Consider the following 18,391-nt stretch of genomic DNA (forward strand, 5'->3'; position numbering starts at 1 on the left):
GTCGGAACGGGCGTCGTGTCCCCCTGTGGCAGGGGCGCACGCCGGACGGACGCACAACAGCGGCCTATTCTTCCACGCCCTCGCTCCTGCGCCAAAATCGCCCGGACGAGTGGCCCTCCGGGTCCGGGGACCAGCCCAGGATGGAGAGCATCTCCCGGTCCTTCTTGTCGAGCGTCGCGGGGTCGCAGCGCTCGATCAGGTCGGGCCGGTTGGCGGTGGTGCGGCGCATCGCCTCGTCCCGCCGCCAGCGCGCGATCTTGCCGTGGTGGCCGCTGAGCAGCACGTCCGGGATGCCATGGCCCCGCCACTCGGGCGGCTTGGTGTAGACCGGCCCCTCCAGGAGGTTGGCCATCGCGCCGGGGGCGAAGGAGTCGTCCCGGTGCGACTCGGCGTTGCCGAGCACGCCGGGCAGCAGCCGGGCCACGGCCTCGGTGACGACCAGGACGGCCGCCTCGCCGCCCGCGAGGACGTAGTCCCCGATGGACACCTCGTAGACCGGCATCCGGGTCGCGTACTCGTCCATGACCCGGCGGTCGATGCCCTCGTAGCGGGCCGGGGTGAAGACCAGCCAGGGGCGGGCCGACAGTTCGACGGCGAGTTCCTGGGTGAAGGGGCGGCCGCTCGGGGTCGGCACGATCAGCGCGGGGCTGTGCGCGCCCGACTCGTAGCCGTCGGCCAGCACGGTGTCCAGGGCGTCGCCCCAGGGCTCGGTCTTCATGACCATGCCGGGGCCGCCGCCGTAGGGGGTGTCGTCGACCGTGTTGTGCCGGTCGTAGGTCCAGGAGCGCAGGTCGTGGACGTTCACGTCGAGCCGGCCGCGCGCGCGGGCCTTGCCGACGAGGGAGACGTTCAGCGGTTCCAGGTACTCCGGGAAGATCGTGACGACGTCGAGCCTCATGCGCCCTCGTCCTCGTCCCGCGCGGAAGCCTCGTCCCGCGCGGAAGCCTCCGCAGCCTCGTCCCGCGCCGACGCGATCTCGGCCCGGTCGTCGATCAGGCCTGGCGGCGGCGTGATGACCGCCTTCTGCCCGTCCAGGTCGATCTCGCTGACGATCTCCTCCACGAACGGGATCAGCACCTCGCTGCCGTCCGGGCGCTCCACGACGAAGAGGTCCTGGGAGGGCAGGTGGGAGATCTCGGTGATCCGGCCCACCTCCGTGCCGTCCTCGGTGACCACGTCGAGGTCGATGAGCTGGTGGTCGTAGTACTCGTCCTCGTCCTCCGGCATCTCCTCCGGATCGACGTCGGCGATCAGCAGCGTGTTGCGCAGCGCCTCGGCGCCGGTGCGGTCGGCGACCCCCTCGAAGCGCAGGAGGAGACGGCCGCTGTGCACGCGGCCGGTGGCGATGGTGAGCGGCCCGACGGACGCCGGGTCGGTGGCCAGGACGGCGCCCGGCGCGAGCCGCGACTCCGGCTCGTCGGTACGCACCTCGACGGTGACCTCACCCTTGATGCCATGAGCACGGCCGATCCGTGCGACTACCAACTGCACGAGTACAGATCTCCTGTCATACGACTGCGGGCCGGGGACGGCCCAGTGGCCCTCCCCGGCCCGAGCCGGTTGCTATTGAAGCGTCAGCGGACGTGGTCCACGTCGACGAGGTCGACACGGACACCGCGGCCGCCGATGGCGCCCACGACGGTACGCAGAGCACGCGCGGTGCGGCCGTTGCGGCCGATCACCTTACCGAGGTCGTCGGGGTGCACCCTGACCTCCAGCACGCGCCCGCGGCGCAGGTCGCGCGAGGCGACCTGCACATCGTCGGGGTTGTCGACGATGCCCTTCACGAGGTGCTCAAGCGCCTCTTCGAGCATGCTGCTCAGGCCTCGGTCGACTCGGCGGACTCAGCGGCCGCCTCGTCCTTCTTCTCAGCCTTCTTCTTCTGGGTGATGGCCTCACCCTTGTTGTCGTCGTCGGAGCCGAGGCCCTCGAACGACGGACGCTCGGCCTTCGGCGCGGCCACGAGCAGCGGCGCGGGGGCCGGCTCGCCCTTGAACTTCTGCCAGTCGCCGGTCTTCTTCAGAATGGCGAGCACCGGCTCGGTCGGCTGCGCACCGACACCCAGCCAGTAGGCGACGCGATCGGCGTCCACCTCCATGACCGACGGGTTGTAGGTCGGGTGGTACTTGCCGATCTCCTCGATGGCCCGGCCGTCACGGCGGGTACGGGAGTCGGCGACGACGATGCGGTAGTGAGGCGAACGGATCTTGCCCAGACGCTTCAGCTTGATCTTGACTGCCACGGGAGTGAGTTCTCCTGGAATTGACGTGTTGGGCACGGCGGAGTTGCCGCGTGGGGTTGCGGTACCCGAGTGCCCGATGGACGCGTCAGCCGGAGGAGAGAGGGGTCCTGTGCGACTGTCGAGTACAGCTAGACATTGTGCCACACCCCGCGGGGCGCCAAGGGCCACGGTCGGCGATCGCGAGCATGCCTGTGAGGCGCCCGGCGCCGCGCCTGTGCCCGCCCGCCGGGCGGAGGGGAGCTGATCCGTACGGCTGCCACGAGCAGCCGTCTTGTCAGCTCGCCGCTGCCACCGCCTCCGGGATACGGAACGGTTTGCCGCAGCCGCCGCACATGATCGGCGCCTGCGCCAGGACCGAGGGGACCACACGGACGTTGCGTCCGCAGTCGCAGACCGCCTTGACCCGGACCCCGCCCCCGGAGGAGCCGTGCCGGGCGGCCGGGCCCCGGAAGGTGCGCGAGGTGTCGGCGGAGGTGGCCACCGTGTGCGCCTTCAGCGCCCGCTGCAGCCGGTCGATGGTCGGACGGTAACGCCGCTTGGCCTCGGGGTTGAGCGTGACCAGCGAGAAACCGCTGCTGGGATGCGGCTCCTCGGGATGGTCCAGGCCCAGCTCCTCGGCGACGGCGAGGAAACGGCGGTTGTGGTAGCGGCCGGCGCGGGAGGTGTCGCGCACCCCTCGGGACGCGGCGATGCCGTGCACCGCCTCGTGCAGCAGCCGCTCGAAGGAGAGCTCGTGCCCGCACGCGGACGACGACTCCCCGATCAGTGATTCCGGTGCGGCGAGGTCGGGCAGCTCGGGGTGGTACCGCTGAATGTCGGCCCACGCCTGCGCCAGCTCCGCGGCGAGAACAGGTGGTGTCTGTGTCGTGCTCACGTAATGACAACGAGCGGGGGTGCCGCTGTGTTCCTATTCCGGGGCATCTCAAATAATTTGCACCTACCCGTCAGTTGCCGCCGATGCGTCCTGACGAGGGCGGGTCCGCCGTTTCACGGAGAAGCCTCGCAGCTCACCACAAGCCGGTGCGTAGCCAGACGTACGGCTACCGGCGTCCGCGGGGCCACTGCCACCGCCGGAACCCGCACGTTACCGGGTGCCCCTGAGCGCCGCCGAACCCGGTGGTGCGCGGCGGCGTTGCGGGGGCGTGAATTCGAGCCACACGCGCCAACCGACGGCAAGCCTGGCCCCACGACCACTGGACGACTCGGCGAGCCGGGAGTTACCTGGCATACGTGGAAAGTGCGCACGCACGGCACACGGGGGCCACACACCGGGCACAGCGACGGACAGCCGGCGGATTGGGGCGCTACCTATGACACCTACGCTCGTGCGGGAGCACCTGGCCCACGCGGGTTCCGCACCACCCCGCGTGAACCCCCGCAAACGCGCGCGCGACTGGTCGGAGATCCAGGAGCGGATGCTCGTACCGCTCCACGAGACCGTCCACGAGCGCCTCGAAGTGGGACCGGGCACCCGCCTGCTGGGCCTCTCCTGCGGCTCGGGGCTCGCCCTGCTGCTGGCGGCCGCCAAGGGCGCGGCCGTCACCGGCGTCGACTCCCGCCCCGAACACCTCGCCCTCGCCCGCGCACGCCTGGACCCGGACGGCCCCCTGGACGCCCGGCTCGTACAGGCGGACTCCCCCGCGGACGCGGCCGACGACGACACACCCCCGTACACCCTCGTGACCGCCTACGAGACGGTCGGCGCCCTCGACGACTCCGACGATCTCGGTGACACCCTCGCCGCCGCGCTGCCGCAGGCCGCGCGCGGGGCCGCCGTGGTGCTGGCCGGCTGGGGCCCGCCCGAGCGGTGCGCCACCTCCACCGTGCTCCGGGTCGCCGCCAAGCTGGCCGAACCGCTGCGCGGCGCCCGCACCTGGCGCCCGGCCCGCCGGGACGACCTGGAGGAGGTCGCCCGGCGCGCGGGGCTCCGGCCCGACGGCTCCGGCCGGGTGGCCTGCCCCTTCGGATACGCCGACACCGACAGCGCGGTACGCGGGCTGGTGTCGACCGGACTGTTCGACGCGGCCGTCGCGGCGACGGACCGCAAGCAGGTCGGCAAGGAGCTGGCCGAGTCCCTGCACCCCTACCGGCGTCCGGACGGGACGGTCTGGATGCCGAACGTCTTCCGCTACCTGATCGCCCGCGTGCCCTAGGAGCACGCCCCGATGCGCGAAGGGCGCCCCCTCACGAAGAAGGGGCGCCCTCGGCACGTACGTGGGACCGGCGTCAGCCCATGAACTTCTTGAACTCGTCGGGGAGTTCGAAGTCCTGGCCGCCCTGCTGCGGCAGACCGAGCGCGTTGCCGCCCTGCGCGGCGGCCTCGCGGCGCTGGGCCTCCTCCAGCTCCTGCTGCTTGCGCTTCATCGGGTTGCCCGAACGCTGCTTGCCCTTGGCCTTCTTGGGCTGCTTCTTGGTGCGACCGGGGCCGCCGCCCATGCCCGGCATCCCCGGCATGCCCGGCATGCCGCCGCCCTGGGCCATGCGCGACATCATCTTGCGCGCCTCGAAGAACCGCTCCACCAGGCCCTTCACCGCGCTGACCTCGACACCGGAACCCTTGGCGATACGGGCGCGGCGGGAGCCGTTGATGATGTTCGGGTCGGTGCGCTCGGCCGGGGTCATCGACTTGATGATCGCGGCCGTGCGGTCCACGTCCCGCTCGTCGATGTTGTTGATCTGGTCCTTGATCTGGCCCATGCCCGGGAGCATGCCGAGCAGCTTGCTGATGCTGCCCATCTTCCTGACCTGCTCCATCTGGGACAGGAAGTCGTCCAGGGTGAAGTCCTGGCCCTTCTTCGACGCCAGCTTCGAGGCCATCTTCTCGGCCTCTTCCTGACTGAACGTCTTCTCCGCCTGCTCGATCAGGGTGAGCAGGTCACCCATGTCGAGGATGCGGGAGGCCATCCGGTCGGGGTGGAACGCGTCGAACTCGTCCAGCTTCTCGCCGTTGGACGCGAACATGATCGGCTTGCCGGTGATCTGCCGGATCGACAGGGCGGCACCACCGCGGGCGTCACCGTCGAGCTTGGAGAGCACCACGCCGTCGAAGCCGACGCCGTCGCGGAACGCCTCGGCGGTGTTGACCGCGTCCTGGCCGATCATGGCGTCGACGACGAAGAGGATCTCGTCCGGGGAGACCGCGTCACGGATGTCCGCGGCCTGCTGCATCATCTCCTGGTCGATGCCCAGGCGGCCGGCGGTGTCCACGATCACGATGTCGTGGACCTTGGCCTTGGCGAACTCGATGGAGTCCTTGGCGACCTTGACCGGGTCACCGACGCCGTTGCCCGGCTCGGGGGCGTACACCGCGACACCGGCGCGCTCGGCGACGACGCTGAGCTGGTTGACGGCGTTGGGGCGCTGGAGGTCGCAGGCGACGAGCAGCGGGGAGTGGCCCTGCTCCTTCAGCCAGCGGCCGAGCTTGCCCGCGAGCGTGGTCTTACCGGCACCCTGGAGACCCGCCAGCATGATCACGGTGGGCGGCTGCTTGGCGAAACGGAGCCGGCGGGTCTCGCCGCCGAGGATCGTCACCAGCTCGTCGTTGACGATCTTGAGGACCTGTTGGGCCGGGTTCAGGGCCCGGGAGACCTCGGCCCCGAGGGACCTTTCCTTGACGTTCTTGATGAACGACCGGACGACAGGGAGAGCCACGTCCGCTTCGAGGAGGGCGATGCGGATCTCGCGGGCCGTGGCGTCGACGTCCTCCTCGGACAACCGGCCCTTGCCGCGGAGATTTTTGAACGTCGCGCTGAGACGGTCGGAGAGAGTATCGAACACGGCGGCGTCGGTCCTCGGGGTCGGAGTCGTTTTGGGCTGCCCTCCAGGGTATCCGGCCTTGCAAGGAAATCGTCCCCGCCTACCAGGCACAGCAGGCAGGCGGGGACGAACCCCCGCACCGGCAGGGACCATGTCGCATCCACGTCGGCCTCTGTCAGCAGACCCGGATCACCCCCGCGCCAGCGGGGAGCACCTCCAGTGAACGCAGGACACGCTCAAAAAGTCACTCCCGCAATGTCTCCTCCAGCATCCGCGCCACCGAAGCCGCGTCTTCCCCCGGCAACGGCGCACCCGTGCCCGTCGTGACGTAGAAGGCGTCGACCGCGTTGGCGCCCAGCGTGCTGACGTGCATGCTCCGCACCCCGACCGCCGCCTTCTCCAGGGCCGTGCCGATGCGGAAGAGGAGGCCGGGTGCGTCCTGGGCCCGGACCTCGATGACCGTGGCGTGGCGGGAGGCGGCGGGGGCGACGGTGACGCGCGGGGGCGGGGCGGCGCGGCCGCGGCGGCGGGGGTAGGCGGCGTCGCGCTCGGCGAGGCGGCTGCTGATGTCCAGGGAGCCGTCGAGGGCGCGGACGAGGTCGGCGCGGAGCCGGGTGGCCTGCGGGAGCGAGCCGTACTCGGCGGCGACCCGCCAGTCGAGCAGCAGGACGGTGCCGTCGTCGGAAGCTTCGACGGCATCGGGCAGCCGCAGCGTGCGCAGCCCCCCGGTGCGGACGGTGAGCCGGTGCAGGGCGAGGACCCCGGCGAGGGCGGGCAGCACGCCGGGCTGGTCGGGTACGGCGATGACCAGTTCGACGCCGAGCGGTTCGCTCGCCTCCGGGGAGTCCTCAGGTGGGGCCGGTTCGGACTGGGCGCGCAGGGCGAGGACGGGTCCGCCGGTGCGGTGGGCCTCGATGGCGAGGCGTTCCTGTTCGGCGGTGGGTGCGGCGGGCTCGGGTTCGGTGTCTGGGTGCTCGCCGGCGATTACGGCGCAGACGCGGCGGACGAGGTCGGTGACGAGGGAGCCGCGCCAGGTGGACCAGGCGGCGGGGCCGGTGGCGAGGGCGTCGGCCTCGGTGAGGGCGTGCAGGAGTTCCAGGGTGCTCTCGCTGCCCACGGCGTCGGCGACGGCGCGGACGGTGGCGGGGTCGTCGAGGTCGCGGCGGGTGGCGGTTTCGACGAGCAGCAGGTGGTGCCGGACGAGGGTGGAGAGGACGGCGACGTCCGCGCGGTCGAAACCGAGCCGGGCGGCCACGTCCTTGGCGATGATCTCGCCGGCCACGGAGTGGTCGCCGGGCCAGCCCTTGCCGATGTCGTGCAGCAGGGCGGCGACGAGGAGCAGGTCGGGGCGGCTGACGCGGCGGGTGAGGGCGGAGGCGCGGACGGCGGTCTCGATGAGGTGCCGGTCGACGGTCCAGAGGTGGACGGCATTGCGCTGGGGGCGGCAGCGGACGCGCTCCCAGTCCGGGAGCAGCCGGCTGATCAGGCCCTCGGCCTCCAGGGCTTCCCATACGTCGACGGTGGGGCGTCCGGAGCCGAGCAGGGTGATGAGCTGCTCGCGCGCCTCGGCGGGCCAGGGGGTGGGCAGCGGGCGCGCGGTGGCGGCCATGCGCCGTACGGCGTGCGGGGAGAGCGGGAGGGCGGCCTGGGCGGCGGCGGCCGCGGCGCGCAGGGGCAGTACGGGGTCGCGTTCGGGGCGGGCGGTGCGGGCGAGGACGACCTCGCCGTCCTGCTCGACGACACCTTCGGCGAGCGGTGAGCGTTCGGCGACGGGCTTGCCGCCGCCCAACATGGCGCGCAGCCGGGGGCGTACGGGGCGGGCGCGCAGGACGCGGTTGACCTCGCGCCAGGTGACGTCACCGGCGTAGGAGATGACGCGGGCGGCTTCGTAGACCTGGCGGAGCAGGGTGTCGGCGTCGAGGAGGCCGAGTTCGGCGGCGACCTGGTCCTGTTCCTGGAGGGCGAGGCGGTCGGTGGCGCGGCCGGTGACGAGGTGGAGGGCGTCGCGGGCGTCGAGGAGGCGGCGGCGGGCGTCGGCGAGGCCCTCACGGGGTGCGTCGGCGAGCCAGGAGGCGGCGACGGCCCGCAGGGCGGTGGCGTCGCGGAGTCCGCCGCGGGCTTCCTTGAGGTCGGGTTCGAGGAGGAAGCGGAGTTCGCCGTGGCGTTCGGCGCGTTCGGCGCAGAGTTCCTGGAGTTCGGGGAGGCGTTTGGGGGCCTGGTTGCGCCAGTCGGCGAGGATTGCGGTGCGCAGTCCGGCGGTGAGGCCGAGGTCGCCGGCGAGATGGCGGGCGTCGAGCAGACCGAGCTGGACCTTGAGGTCCTCGCCGGCGGTCTTCCGTGCCTCGGCGGGGGTGCGTACGGAGTGGTCGAGGCTGATGCCGAGGTCCCAGACGGGGTACCAGAGCCGGTCGGCGAGGGCGGCGACGGCGGCGGGGTCGCTGCCGTCGTGCAGGAGCAGCAGGTCGAGATCGCTGCGGGGCGAGAGCTCGCCGCGGCCGTAGCCACCGACGGCGACCAGGGAGACGCCCTTGGCGGCGGGGGCGGCGGCGGCGAAGAGGCCGGTCAGCCAGTCGTCGGTGAGTTCGGCGAGGGCGGTACGGCGCGGCGGCCCGGACCGCGCCCCCTCGGTGAGGAGGTGCAGCCGGGCCGCCGCGTAGCCGCTGGGTCCCGTGTCGTCGGTTTCTTTGCGGTCGTCCGTGCGCGTCACCCAGCGACTCCTGTCTTTCCTCGTGTCAGAGCGCGTCCGGGCCGCGCTCGCCGGTGCGGACGCGGACGGCGGTCTCTACCGGCAGGGACCAGACCTTGCCGTCCCCGATCTTGCCCGTACGGGCGGCCTTGACGATGACGTCGATCAACTGCTCGGCGTCCTCGTCCTCCGCCAGCACCTCGATGCGGATCTTGGGGACGAGGTCGACGGTGTACTCGGCGCCCCGGTAGACCTCGGTGTGCCCGCGCTGGCGGCCGTAGCCGCTGGCCTCGGTGACGGTGAGTCCGTGGACACCGAACGCCTGGAGGGCTTCCTTGATCTCGTCGAGCCGGTGCGGCTTGACGACCGCCGTGATGAGCCTCATGCGTCCACCTTCTTGTTCTTCGTGGCGGCCAGCGCCTGGGCAGCGGTGCTGCCGACGACTCCGCCGCCGGTGCCGCTGAAGTCGTACGCGGTCTCGGCGTGCTGGGACTGGTCGATGCCGGAGACCTCCTCGTCCTCGGGGACCCGCATGCCGATGGTCTTGTCGAGGAGGAAGGCGAGGACGGCGGAGGCCAGCAGGGAGTAGGCGAGGACGGCGAAGACGCCGGCGCACTGCTTCCAGAGCTGGTCGAAGGAGTGGTCGCCGTAGAAGACGCCGGCCGCGTCGGACTGGCCCTTGCCGGTGGCGAAGAAGCCGATGAGCAGGGAGCCGACGATGCCGCCGACCATGTGGACGCCGACGACGTCGAGGGAGTCGTCGTAGCCGAACCTGAACTTCAGGCCGACGGCGGCGGCGCAGGCGACTCCGGCGATGACGCCGACGGCGATCGCGCCGAGCGGGGAGACGGCGCCGCCGGACGGGGTGATGGCGACGAGTCCGGCGACGGCACCGGAGGCGGCACCGAGGGTGGTGCAGGCGCCATGGCGGATCTTCTCGTAGGCGAGCCAGGCCAGCATGGCGGCGGCGGTGGCGACCTGGGTGTTGACGAACATCAGAGCGCCCACGCCGTCGTCGTTGCCCAGCCAGGAGCCGGCGTTGAAGCCGAACCAGCCGAACCACAGCAGTCCGGCGCCGAGCATCACCAGCGGCAGACTGTGCGGGCGCATCGGGTCCTTCTTGAAGCCGACGCGCTTGCCGATGACCAGGATGACGCCGAGGGCGGCGGCACCGGCGTTGATGTGGACGGCGGTGCCGCCCGCGAAGTCGATCACGCCGAGCTTGTAGGCCCAGCCGTCGGAGGCCCACACCCAGTGGGCGACCGGGATGTAGACGACCGTGGCCCACAGGGCGACGAACAGGGCCCAGGCCGAGAACTTGACCCGGTCGGCGAGGGCTCCGCTGATCAGGGCGGGGGTGATGATGGCGAACATCATCTGGAAGACCATGAAGACGAACACCGGGATGGTGTAGCCCGGCCAGAGTTCCGTCAGCCCGATGTCGCTCAGTCCGAGCCAGTCGGCGTTCCATCCGACGAAGGCCGACCCCGAGCCGAAGGCCAGGGAGAAGCCGTAGAGCACCCAGAGGATGGTGACGATGCCGATGCTGACGAAGCTCATCATCAGCATGTTGAGGGTGCTCTTGACGCGGACCATGCCTCCGTAGAAGAAGGCCAAGCCCGGCGTCATCAGCAGCACCAGGGCGGAACAGATCAGCATGAAGCCTGTGTTCGCGGAGGACAGTTTGGGTGCCTCCGCCGCAAGCGTGATGGCTGCTGCCATCGGCGTCTCCTCATCGGTTGTACGGCCCCGTGCGGGCGGTGCCTGAGCGGTCCGGTCAAGTGAGGGGTGGGCCGGTTATGCGCCAGAGACTGACGCAGCGCGGTTTCGACCGGGGCCCCCGGCTGTTTCGCGGGGGTGACGAAGGCACCTGGCGTGTTACGCCTCCATGAACTGCCCGCTGCCGGGCACACCGGTCGTTATCGTGGCGCAACCGGCGCCGGGGCCGCCGTATCGACAGGCGGGTGGGGGCATACGTGAACCGGCCGCGTCCGGCCTCTCGATGACCTGGCATGGGGGAGCCGAGTCGGGCAGTTCGGGAGGACCGGCCGCGGCCGGGGCATGGGGTCGTGCGGGCCGGTCAGCCCGCGTCGGCGCTCTCCGGGAGGTCGACGGCGAGCTGTTCGGTGAGGTCGACGACGGCGGAGAGGTCTCCGAAGTCCCGCACGGCCGCGCCGACCGTCTTGCGGATGCGCGTGTTGACCCGCTCCGAGCGGACCTTGCGGGCGGTCTCCATGGCTTGGGACGCGTAGTCGCTGCCCCGCTCGGGGTCACGCTGGAGGAGGTGCACGGTGGCCATGCCGATCAGGTTGAGCGCGTAGGACCGCTGGTGTTCACCGTCCTTGGCGAACAGGTCGACGGCGCGCTCCATCAGCGGCTGGGCGAGCGAGGCGTAGGTGGGGCTGCGGCCGGCGACATAGGCGAGGTCGCGGAAGGAGTGGGAGTTCTCGCCGTGCAGTTCGGCCTCGGAGAAGAAGCGGATCCAGTCGGGGTCCGGCTCGTCCCAGTCGTCGGCGTCGGCGAAGGTGTCCTCGGCCATGCGGACCGCGCGCTTGCACTTGCCGGGCTGGCCCATGTTCGCGTAGGCGCGGGCCTCCATCGCATACAGCATGGACTGGGTGCGCGGACTGGCGCAGTCCCGGCTGCCGTACTGGGCGAGGTGGATGAGTTCGAGGGCGTCGTCGGGGCGGCCGAGGTGGATCATCTGGCGGCTCATGCTGGAGAGCACGTAGGAGCCGAGCGGCTTGTCCCCGGCCTCCTTGGCCGCGTGCAGGGCGAGCACGAAGTACTTCTGCGCGGTGGGCTGGAGCCCGACGTCGTACGACATCCAGCCGGCGAGTTCGGCGAGTTCGGCGGCGACCTTGAAGAGTTTGCGGGTGGTGGTCTCGGGCTGGGGTTCCTGGAGGAGGTCGGTGACCTCGTGGAGCTGTCCGACGACCGCCTTGCGGCGCAGGCCGCCGCCGCACTGGGCGTCCCACTGGCGGAACATCTTGGTGGTGGACTCCAGCAGCTCCAGTTCGGGGCGGGAGAGCCGGCCGGGCCTGCGGGGTTCGTGCAACGGGTCGGGCTCGGGCGGCGCCGGCGAGGAGGGGGTGGGGACCAGCCAGCGCTGCATGGGCTCGATGAGCGCCGGGCCCGCCGAGAGGCCGAGGGAGGTGCCGAGGAAGCCGCGCCGGGCGAGCATCAGGTCGCTGCGGGAGAACTCGCTCAGCAGGGCGACGGTCTGCGGGCCGGTCCAGGGCAGGTCGACGCCGGACGCGGAGGGGGACTGGCGGGCGACCCGAAGGCCGAGGTCCTCGACGGAGACGACGCAGCCGAACCGCTCGGAGAACAGCTCCGAGAGGATGCGCGGGATGGGTTCGCGCGGGTTCTCCCCGTCCAGCCAGCGGCGGACCCGCGAGGTGTCGGTGGAGATGTGGTTGGCGCCGAGCTGCCGGGCCCGGCGGTTCACCTGGCGGGCCAGCTCCCCCTTGGACCAGCCGCTGCGCACGAACCACGAGCCGAGCAGGTCGTTGGGGCGCTTGTCAGCGTTCGTACCGCCACCGCCGTTGCCGCCCACTGGAACGCCCCCATCCCCTGAATCCACCTGTCGCCGGATGCGCCAAGCCCTATCAGAATGCCGGTGGACCGGGCCGCCCGTCCGGTGGTTCTCACCCTTCGAACGAGCTGACGACTTGCCTCCGGCATACCCATGAGTGCATGTGCCCCTGGGACTCGCACACTCACAGTAATCCCACGATCACCCTTCCAGCCACGGCGATCCTTGAAACGCCACCATTCGCCACCCCTTCGAATGAACTCCGGATGACCGCCGCGCGCTTCACTTGACACCGGACGACCGACGGTGGGCGGAAGGAAGCGCATGGGGGCGCGCGAAGCCCCGTTCACCACCGTTCGTGCCGCGATGCGCCGCCTTGTCCCGGGAGGGGCGGGGAAAGCGGGAGTCGAAGAGTCACGTTCCGCATCCCTCTCGCTCCGTTTCGTAACCACCGGCGCGCTGGACCCGTTGGAGGGGGCATGGGCTTCACGATCGGCGGCATCCGGGAGATCCGCTCCGGCACGCGTCGGCGCGGCCGCACGCCGGAATGCACCACGGCCGCCGAGTTCACCGGCCTGTGGGGCTGGGACGTGGTGCCGGGGGCGCGTGCCTCCGGCGGCGCCTGCTCCTGCGGGCGCGCCGACTGCCCGGAGCCGGGCGCGCATCCGCTGGACTTCGCGCCGCAGGTGCCGGCTGGGGCCACGCTGGACGAGGCGAGCCGGGCGTGGGCCGAGGTGCCGGGCGCCTCGGTGATGCTGCCGGTGGGCCGGGCGTTCGACGTGATCGAGGTGGCGGAGGCCGCGGGGCGCCGGGCGCTGGTGCGGCTGGAGCGGATGGGGCTGCCCCTCGGTCCGGTCACCGCGACCCCGGAGGGCCGCGCGCACTTCCTGGTCGCTCCCGGCACCGCCGCCGAGCTGCCCCACCTGCTGTACCGCATGGGCTGGGACGCCCCCGCCGCACTGGACCTGCGCGGCCTCGGCCCGGGTACGTACATCACCGCCCCACCCTCCGACCGGGGCGGCCTCGGCCCGGTGCGCTGGCTCCGGCCGCCGGTGCTGGACGGGGCGACGCGCCCTCCGGCGGCCCGGCTGCTGCTGGGCACGCTGGCCTATGTGGCGCACCGCTCCGCGGCCCCGGCGTAGCGCGGCAGACTCCCATCACGGCGAAGCGCCCGTCCCCCGGTTCTGGCGGGGGCGGGCGCTTCGGCGTGGTCGCGGGCGGGGTGACGGGGGTCAGTCACCGAGGAGCGCGTCGACGAACGCCTCCGGGTCGAACGGCGCCAGGTCGTCGGGCCCCTCGCCGAGGCCGATGAGCTTGACCGGGACGCCCAGCTCGTTCTGCACGGCGATGACGATGCCGCCCTTGGCGGTGCCGTCGAGCTTGGTGAGCACGATGCCGGTGATGTCCACGACCTCGGAGAAGACGCGGGCCTGCACCAGGCCGTTCTGGCCGGTGGTGGCGTCGAGGACGAGCAGCACCTCGTCCAGCGGGGCGTGCTTCTCCACGACGCGCTTGACCTTGCCCAGCTCGTCCATGAGGCCGGTCTTGGTGTGCAGACGGCCGGCGGTGTCGATGAGCACCACGTCGACGCCCATGTCCTTGCCCTCCTTCACCGCGTCGAAGGCGACGGAGGCGGGGTCTCCGGCCTCCGGGCCGCGCACGGTGTAGGCGCCGACACGCTCGCCCCAGGTCTGGAGCTGGTCGGCGGCGGCGGCGCGGAAGGTGTCGGCGGCGCCGAGGACGACGGTGCGGCCGTCGGCGACCAGGACCCGGGCGAGCTTGCCGGTGGTGGTGGTCTTGCCGGTGCCGTTGACGCCGACGACCATCACGATGCCGGGCTTGCGGCTCTCCGGCTCGGTCTTGACCTCGCGGTCCATGTCGGTGCCGACGAGCTTGAGCAGCTCTTCGCGGAGCAGGCCGCGCAGTTCCTCGGGGGTGCGGGTGCCGAGCACCTTGACGCGCTCACGCAGCCGCTCGACCAGTTTCTGGGTGGGCTGGACGCCGACGTCGGCGGTGAGGAGGGTGTCCTCGATCTCCTCCCAGGTGTCCTCGTCCAGGTGCTCGCGCGACAGCAGCGTGAGCAGGCCCTTGCCGAGGGCGTTCTGGGAGCGGGAGAGGCGGGCGCGCAGCCGGATCAGACGTCCGGCGCTGGGCTCCGGGATCTCGATCTCGGGAGCCTTCTCGGCGGCGGGGGGCTCCTCGACGGTGGTGGGGGCGCCGCCGCCCGGCAGGTCCACCTCCTCGATGGTCCGGCGTTGTTCGTCGCGCGGGGTCTCGGCCTCGTCACCGACGTGCGGTTCGGCCGGGGGCGCGGTCAGGTCGGGCTTCGACGGCGGGGGCGGGGGCAGCGGCTTCTTGAGCCTGCTGGTGATGAGGAGCCCGCCGAGCGCGCCGAGCACGACCACGGCGATGACTACAGCAAGGATGATGGTTTCCATAACCCGACCAGTATCGGCCATGGGGTATCCGACGAAAGGGCTTCCACGCTCCTGGCATTTCCTCCGGGAGACAAATGCCACAGGGGTGGTGGAGTCCGATTAAACTACGATGACTTTCGGCTCCGCTCCGCGCGTCGAGCCTGTCGTCCTCGTCCCCCACCGCTAGGACACTCCCCCTTCATGAGCAAGACGGCCGCGCGCGAGGGCGCGCTGGAAACCCGTGGCATCGAGCCGGTCCCCGATCACGAACGCACCGCGCGCACCCGCGGGCTCTTCCCCACCTGGGTGGGGGCCAACATCAGCGTCCTGCTGCTCACGATGGGCGCGAGCCTGGTCGTGGCGTACCACCTGAACTTCTGGCAGGCCCTGGTCGTCGCGGCCGTCGCGCCCGTCGTCTCCTACGGCCTGGTCGGGCTGATCGGTATCGCCGGCAAGCGGGGTGCCGCGCCGGGCATGGCGCTGTCCCGGGCGGTCTTCGGCCAGCGCGGCAATCTGCTGCCCGGTTCGCTGATCTGGGTCGCGCGCTGGGGCTGGGAGACGATCAACGCGGTGACCGGCGCGTACGCGCTGCTCACCATCCTGGACCTCGCGCTCGGCATCAAGGCCAACGGCGTGCTGGACATGGTCACGCTGCTGCTCTTCGTGATCGCCACGTTCGTGATCTCCGGGCTGGGGATCAACGCGGTGCAGAAGTGCAGCAAGTACGCGACGTATCTCTTCGGCGTCTTCTCGGTGCTGGTGCTGGCGTATCTGGCCGTGCACACCGACTGGTCGCGCGTCATGCACGGCGGCGCGGGGTCGACGGCGGCGCTGATCACCGCGGTCGGCATGATCGCCGCGGGCGGGGTGAGCTGGATTCCGTCCGCGCCGGACTTCACCCGCTATCTGCCGCGTACGGCCTCCTCGCGGGCGATCGTCGGGCAGACCGTCGGCGGGGCGGGCATCGTCGTGCTGCCGCTGGTGCTGATGGGTGCGGTGATGGCGGTGGGTACGCCGGATCTGGCCTCGGCCGCCGACCCGGTGTCCTTCCTCGGCACGATCCTGCCGCTGTGGATCGCCGTGCCGTATCTGCTGATCGCGGTGGTCGGCATGCTGCTGATCAACTCGATGTCGATGTACTCGGCCGGCTTCACCGCGCAGACGCTCGGCTTCCGGATTCCGCGCCACTGGGCGGTCTCCGTCAACGCGGTGATCTCGCTGGCGCTGGGCGGGGTGCTGATGCTGGTGGCGTCCAGCTTCATGGGCTCCTTCATCGCCTTCCTGTCCATGCTCGCGGTCGCCTTCTCCGCCTGGACCGGCGTCTTCGGCGCGGACATGCTCCGCCGCAAGGAGTACGACGCCCGCGCCCTGGCCGACACCACCCCCACCAGCGCCTACTGGTACCGCGCCGGCTTCTCCCCCGCAGCCGTGGCCGCCTGGGCGATCGGCCTCGTCTCCGGCCTCCTCTTCACCACCTCCGACTGGTTCACCGGCCCCCTCGCCAGGAACAACCCCATCGGCGAGTACGGCTTGGGCTGGATCGCGGCGATCGTCATCTCCGCCGCGCTGTACCTGGCCCTCCCGAAGCCCCGAGTCCCTTCGCCGACGCCCGCCACGGCTCCGGCCGAGGAGCAGATCCCGGCGACGGTCTGACCCCAGCGACAACCCCGAAGGCCCCCTCGGCGGAGGGGGCCTTCGGCATGCGGGGCGGAGGAGGGGCCGGGGGCCGAGTACGCGGGCTTGGGGTGACTCCCGGCCGTACGGACTCGTGCCTGACGCGGCTGCCCGTCCGGCTGGATGCCTCTCGGGCTGGCTCCGGGTATGGGGACGTGGAAGCTCCGTCGACCGCGCCGGCCGTGTTCGCGACGGGAGCCGTGGGCACAACTCAGCCCGACGCGTCGGCTCGCGCCCGGCTCAACCGAGCACTGCCCCCCATACGTCGACCGAGTGCGGGGGCGCCGATGGGGCTTGGGCACGGCGCGGGCAAAAACCCTGACCCGCCGGGGTGCAGAAAACGAACCGGGACGCGCCCGGGGCGAGCGGCAAGCCCCGGCCCATTCAGCACAGGGGACGGTTGGGCCAAGCCCCGACGCGAAACCACGGGCAAGCACACCCCCGCCCTGCCGAGCGGGGCCATCCAATCGCCCGCCAGCCCCCCCCCCCGGCCGAAAACAACACCGCCCCCACCCCCGGCAGTGGCCGGGGTGGGGGCGGTGGAGGTGCGAGGAGAGGGGCAGCGGGGACTTGGCCCTTCTCCTCGGGTACTGAGGGGGCGGTCAGCCCATTTCTTCCAGGGTCTTGCCCTTCGTCTCCTTGACGAACTTCAGGACGAACGGGATGGAGAGGGCGGCGAAGACCGTGTAGATCACGTACGTGCCGGAGAGGTTCCAGTCGGCCAGCGACGGGAAGCTCGCGGTGATGGCCCAGTTGGCGATCCACTGCGCGGACGCGGCGACACCGAGCGCGGCGGCGCGAATCCGGTTCGGGAACATCTCGCCGAGGAAGACCCAGACCACCACGCCCCAGGAGAGGGCGAAGAAGAGGACGAAGACGTGCGCGGCGATGAGCGCGACCCAGCCCTGCGTCGCGGGCAGCTTGCCGTCGACGAGGTTGTAGGAGAACGCCCAGGCTTCCAGCGCGAGACCGACGACCATGCCGACCGAGCCGATGAGGGCCAGCGGCTTACGGCCGACCCGGTCCACGAAGATCATGGCGATCACGGTGCCGACGATGTTGATGATCGACGTCGTGAAGGAGTAGAGGAACGAGTCCGACGGGTCGACACCGACCGACTGCCACAGCGTCGAGGAGTAGTAGAACGCGACGTTGATGCCGACGAACTGCTGGAAGACCGAGAGGCCGATACCGACCCAGACGATCGGCTTGAAGAAGAAGCTGCCACCGAGCAGGTCCTTGAACGAGGACTTGTGCTCGCTCTTCATGGCGTGCTCGATCTCGTTCACGCGGGCGTCGAGGTCGACACCCTTGCCCTCGACCTCGGCCAGGATCTCGCGGGCGCGCTCACGCTTGCCGACGGAGAGCAGGAAGCGCGGGGACTCGGGGATGGCGAAGGAGAGCAGGCCGTAGAGGACGGCCGGGACGACCATGACGCCCAGCATGACCTGCCAGACCTCGAGGCCCATCAGCTTGCCGCGCTGGTCGCCGCCGGCGGCGTTGAGCAGGCCCCAGTTGACGAGCTGGGAGACGGCGATGCCGATGACGATCGCGGCCTGCTGGAAGGAGCCGAGCCGGCCGCGGTACGCGGGCGGGGACACCTCGGCGATGTAGGCCGGGCCGATGACCGAGGCCATACCGATGGCGAAACCGCCGATGACGCGCCAGAAGGCGAGGTCCCACAGCGCGAAGGGCAATGCGGAACCGACGGCGCTGATGGTGAACAGCACGGCGGCGATCTGCATGCAGCGGATACGGCCGATCCGGTCGGCTATGCGGCCGGCGGTGGCGGCACCGATGGCGCAGCCGATCAGCGCGATGGCGATGACCTGGGCGAGGACGGCGGAGCCCACGTCGTAACGGTCACGGATGGCCTCGACGGCGCCGTTGATCACGGAGCTGTCGTAGCCGAACAGGAAACCACCCATCGCGGCGGCGGCCGCGATGAAGATGACGTGCCCGAGATGTTCGGGGTGAGCCGTCCCGGCTCCTGGCTGGGGTGCCTGCGCTGTGCTGGTCACGTGTAACTCCTCGGGCCACGGCAACGCTGCCGGGTGGGGGCGAGCCCTTCCAGGTTC

At 71.2% G+C, this 18,391-nt stretch carries 15 protein-coding genes; 3 read left to right on the forward strand and 12 right to left on the reverse strand.

Annotated elements, in window-relative coordinates; translation table 11 throughout:
* Window positions 1–64: 64 nt before the first annotated feature.
* The 5 genes from trmD to OG448_RS08510 form a co-directional block, all read right to left on the reverse strand.
* Entirely contained in the window at window positions 65–898 is an 834-nt protein-coding gene (gene trmD / locus OG448_RS08490) for a tRNA (guanosine(37)-N1)-methyltransferase TrmD (protein ID WP_405552487.1), read from the reverse strand.
* Window positions 895–1,491 carry a ribosome maturation factor RimM gene (gene rimM / locus OG448_RS08495; protein ID WP_405552489.1) on the reverse strand — a complete coding sequence of 199 codons (597 nt, stop codon included), beginning with the start codon at window positions 1,489–1,491 and terminating at the stop codon, window positions 895–897. Before rimM ends, trmD begins: the two co-directional genes overlap by 4 nt.
* Before the next feature lie 83 nt (window positions 1,492–1,574).
* On the reverse strand, window positions 1,575–1,814 hold the full coding sequence (locus OG448_RS08500; RefSeq protein ID WP_005479813.1) for an RNA-binding protein: 240 nt from the start codon (window positions 1,812–1,814) through the stop codon (window positions 1,575–1,577).
* Window positions 1,815–1,819: 5 nt separating this feature from the next.
* Entirely contained in the window at window positions 1,820–2,242 is a 423-nt protein-coding gene (gene rpsP, locus OG448_RS08505) for a 30S ribosomal protein S16 (RefSeq protein ID WP_031183689.1), read from the reverse strand.
* Between the two features lie 274 nt (window positions 2,243–2,516).
* On the reverse strand, window positions 2,517–3,116 hold the full coding sequence (locus OG448_RS08510; protein ID WP_030808564.1) for a hypothetical protein: 600 nt from the start codon (window positions 3,114–3,116) through the stop codon (window positions 2,517–2,519).
* 436 nt (window positions 3,117–3,552) lie between these two features.
* On the opposite strand from OG448_RS08510, the gene OG448_RS08515 reads away from it, so the two are divergent.
* Entirely contained in the window at window positions 3,553–4,395 is an 843-nt protein-coding gene (locus OG448_RS08515) for a methyltransferase domain-containing protein (RefSeq protein ID WP_405552491.1), read from the forward strand.
* Window positions 4,396–4,468: 73 nt separating this feature from the next.
* Here OG448_RS08515 and ffh read toward each other — a convergent pair whose 3' ends face one another.
* The 5 genes from ffh to OG448_RS08540 form a co-directional block, all read right to left on the reverse strand.
* Window positions 4,469–6,019, reverse strand: coding sequence for a signal recognition particle protein (gene ffh / locus OG448_RS08520; RefSeq protein ID WP_405552493.1), 1,551 nt, complete (start codon window positions 6,017–6,019; stop codon window positions 4,469–4,471).
* Window positions 6,020–6,242: 223 nt separating this feature from the next.
* Complete coding sequence (locus OG448_RS08525) at window positions 6,243–8,705, reverse strand: [protein-PII] uridylyltransferase (RefSeq protein WP_405552495.1); 2,463 nt, start codon at window positions 8,703–8,705, stop codon at window positions 6,243–6,245.
* 25 nt (window positions 8,706–8,730) lie between these two features.
* Window positions 8,731–9,069 carry a P-II family nitrogen regulator gene (locus OG448_RS08530; protein ID WP_031181810.1) on the reverse strand — a complete coding sequence of 113 codons (339 nt, stop codon included), beginning with the start codon at window positions 9,067–9,069 and terminating at the stop codon, window positions 8,731–8,733.
* Complete coding sequence (locus OG448_RS08535; protein ID WP_405552497.1) at window positions 9,066–10,406, reverse strand: ammonium transporter; 1,341 nt, start codon at window positions 10,404–10,406, stop codon at window positions 9,066–9,068. Before OG448_RS08535 ends, OG448_RS08530 begins: the two co-directional genes overlap by 4 nt.
* A gap of 358 nt (window positions 10,407–10,764) precedes the next feature.
* Window positions 10,765–12,243 carry a hypothetical protein gene (locus OG448_RS08540; protein ID WP_405552498.1) on the reverse strand — a complete coding sequence of 493 codons (1,479 nt, stop codon included), beginning with the start codon at window positions 12,241–12,243 and terminating at the stop codon, window positions 10,765–10,767.
* 458 nt (window positions 12,244–12,701) lie between these two features.
* Between OG448_RS08540 and OG448_RS08545 the strand changes: the two genes are divergently transcribed.
* Complete coding sequence (locus tag OG448_RS08545) at window positions 12,702–13,364, forward strand: bifunctional DNA primase/polymerase (protein WP_405552500.1); 663 nt, start codon at window positions 12,702–12,704, stop codon at window positions 13,362–13,364.
* A 90-nt stretch (window positions 13,365–13,454) separates the two neighbouring features.
* Here OG448_RS08545 and ftsY read toward each other — a convergent pair whose 3' ends face one another.
* Entirely contained in the window at window positions 13,455–14,660 is a 1,206-nt protein-coding gene (gene ftsY / locus OG448_RS08550; protein WP_405552501.1) for a signal recognition particle-docking protein FtsY, read from the reverse strand.
* 180 nt (window positions 14,661–14,840) lie between these two features.
* Between ftsY and OG448_RS08555 the strand changes: the two genes are divergently transcribed.
* Window positions 14,841–16,292, forward strand: coding sequence for a cytosine permease (locus OG448_RS08555; RefSeq protein WP_405552503.1), 1,452 nt, complete (start codon window positions 14,841–14,843; stop codon window positions 16,290–16,292).
* A 623-nt stretch (window positions 16,293–16,915) separates the two neighbouring features.
* On the opposite strand, the gene OG448_RS08560 is transcribed toward OG448_RS08555, so the two are convergent.
* Window positions 16,916–18,334, reverse strand: coding sequence for a sugar porter family MFS transporter (locus OG448_RS08560; protein WP_405552505.1), 1,419 nt, complete (start codon window positions 18,332–18,334; stop codon window positions 16,916–16,918).
* Window positions 18,335–18,391 lie beyond the last annotated feature (57 nt).

The sequence above is a fragment of the Streptomyces sp. NBC_01171 genome (assembly GCF_045039805.1).
Taxonomy (GTDB): domain Bacteria; phylum Actinomycetota; class Actinomycetes; order Streptomycetales; family Streptomycetaceae; genus Streptomyces.

Bases quoted from the DNA above. Each gene is read 5' to 3' on its own strand.
- trmD (WP_405552487.1), bottom strand. From the start codon at position 898: ATGAGGCTCGACGTCGTCACGATCTTCCCGGAGTACCTGGAACCGCTG.
- OG448_RS08500 (WP_005479813.1), bottom strand. From the start codon at position 1,814: ATGCTCGAAGAGGCGCTTGAGCACCTCGTGAAGGGCATCGTCGACAAC.
- OG448_RS08515 (WP_405552491.1), top strand. From the start codon at position 3,553: ATGACACCTACGCTCGTGCGGGAGCACCTGGCCCACGCGGGTTCCGCA.
- OG448_RS08530 (WP_031181810.1), bottom strand. From the start codon at position 9,069: ATGAGGCTCATCACGGCGGTCGTCAAGCCGCACCGGCTCGACGAGATC.
- OG448_RS08535 (WP_405552497.1), bottom strand. From the start codon at position 10,406: ATGGCAGCAGCCATCACGCTTGCGGCGGAGGCACCCAAACTGTCCTCC.
- OG448_RS08545 (WP_405552500.1), top strand. From the start codon at position 12,702: ATGGGCTTCACGATCGGCGGCATCCGGGAGATCCGCTCCGGCACGCGT.
- ftsY (WP_405552501.1), bottom strand. From the start codon at position 14,660: ATGGAAACCATCATCCTTGCTGTAGTCATCGCCGTGGTCGTGCTCGGC.
- OG448_RS08555 (WP_405552503.1), top strand. From the start codon at position 14,841: ATGAGCAAGACGGCCGCGCGCGAGGGCGCGCTGGAAACCCGTGGCATC.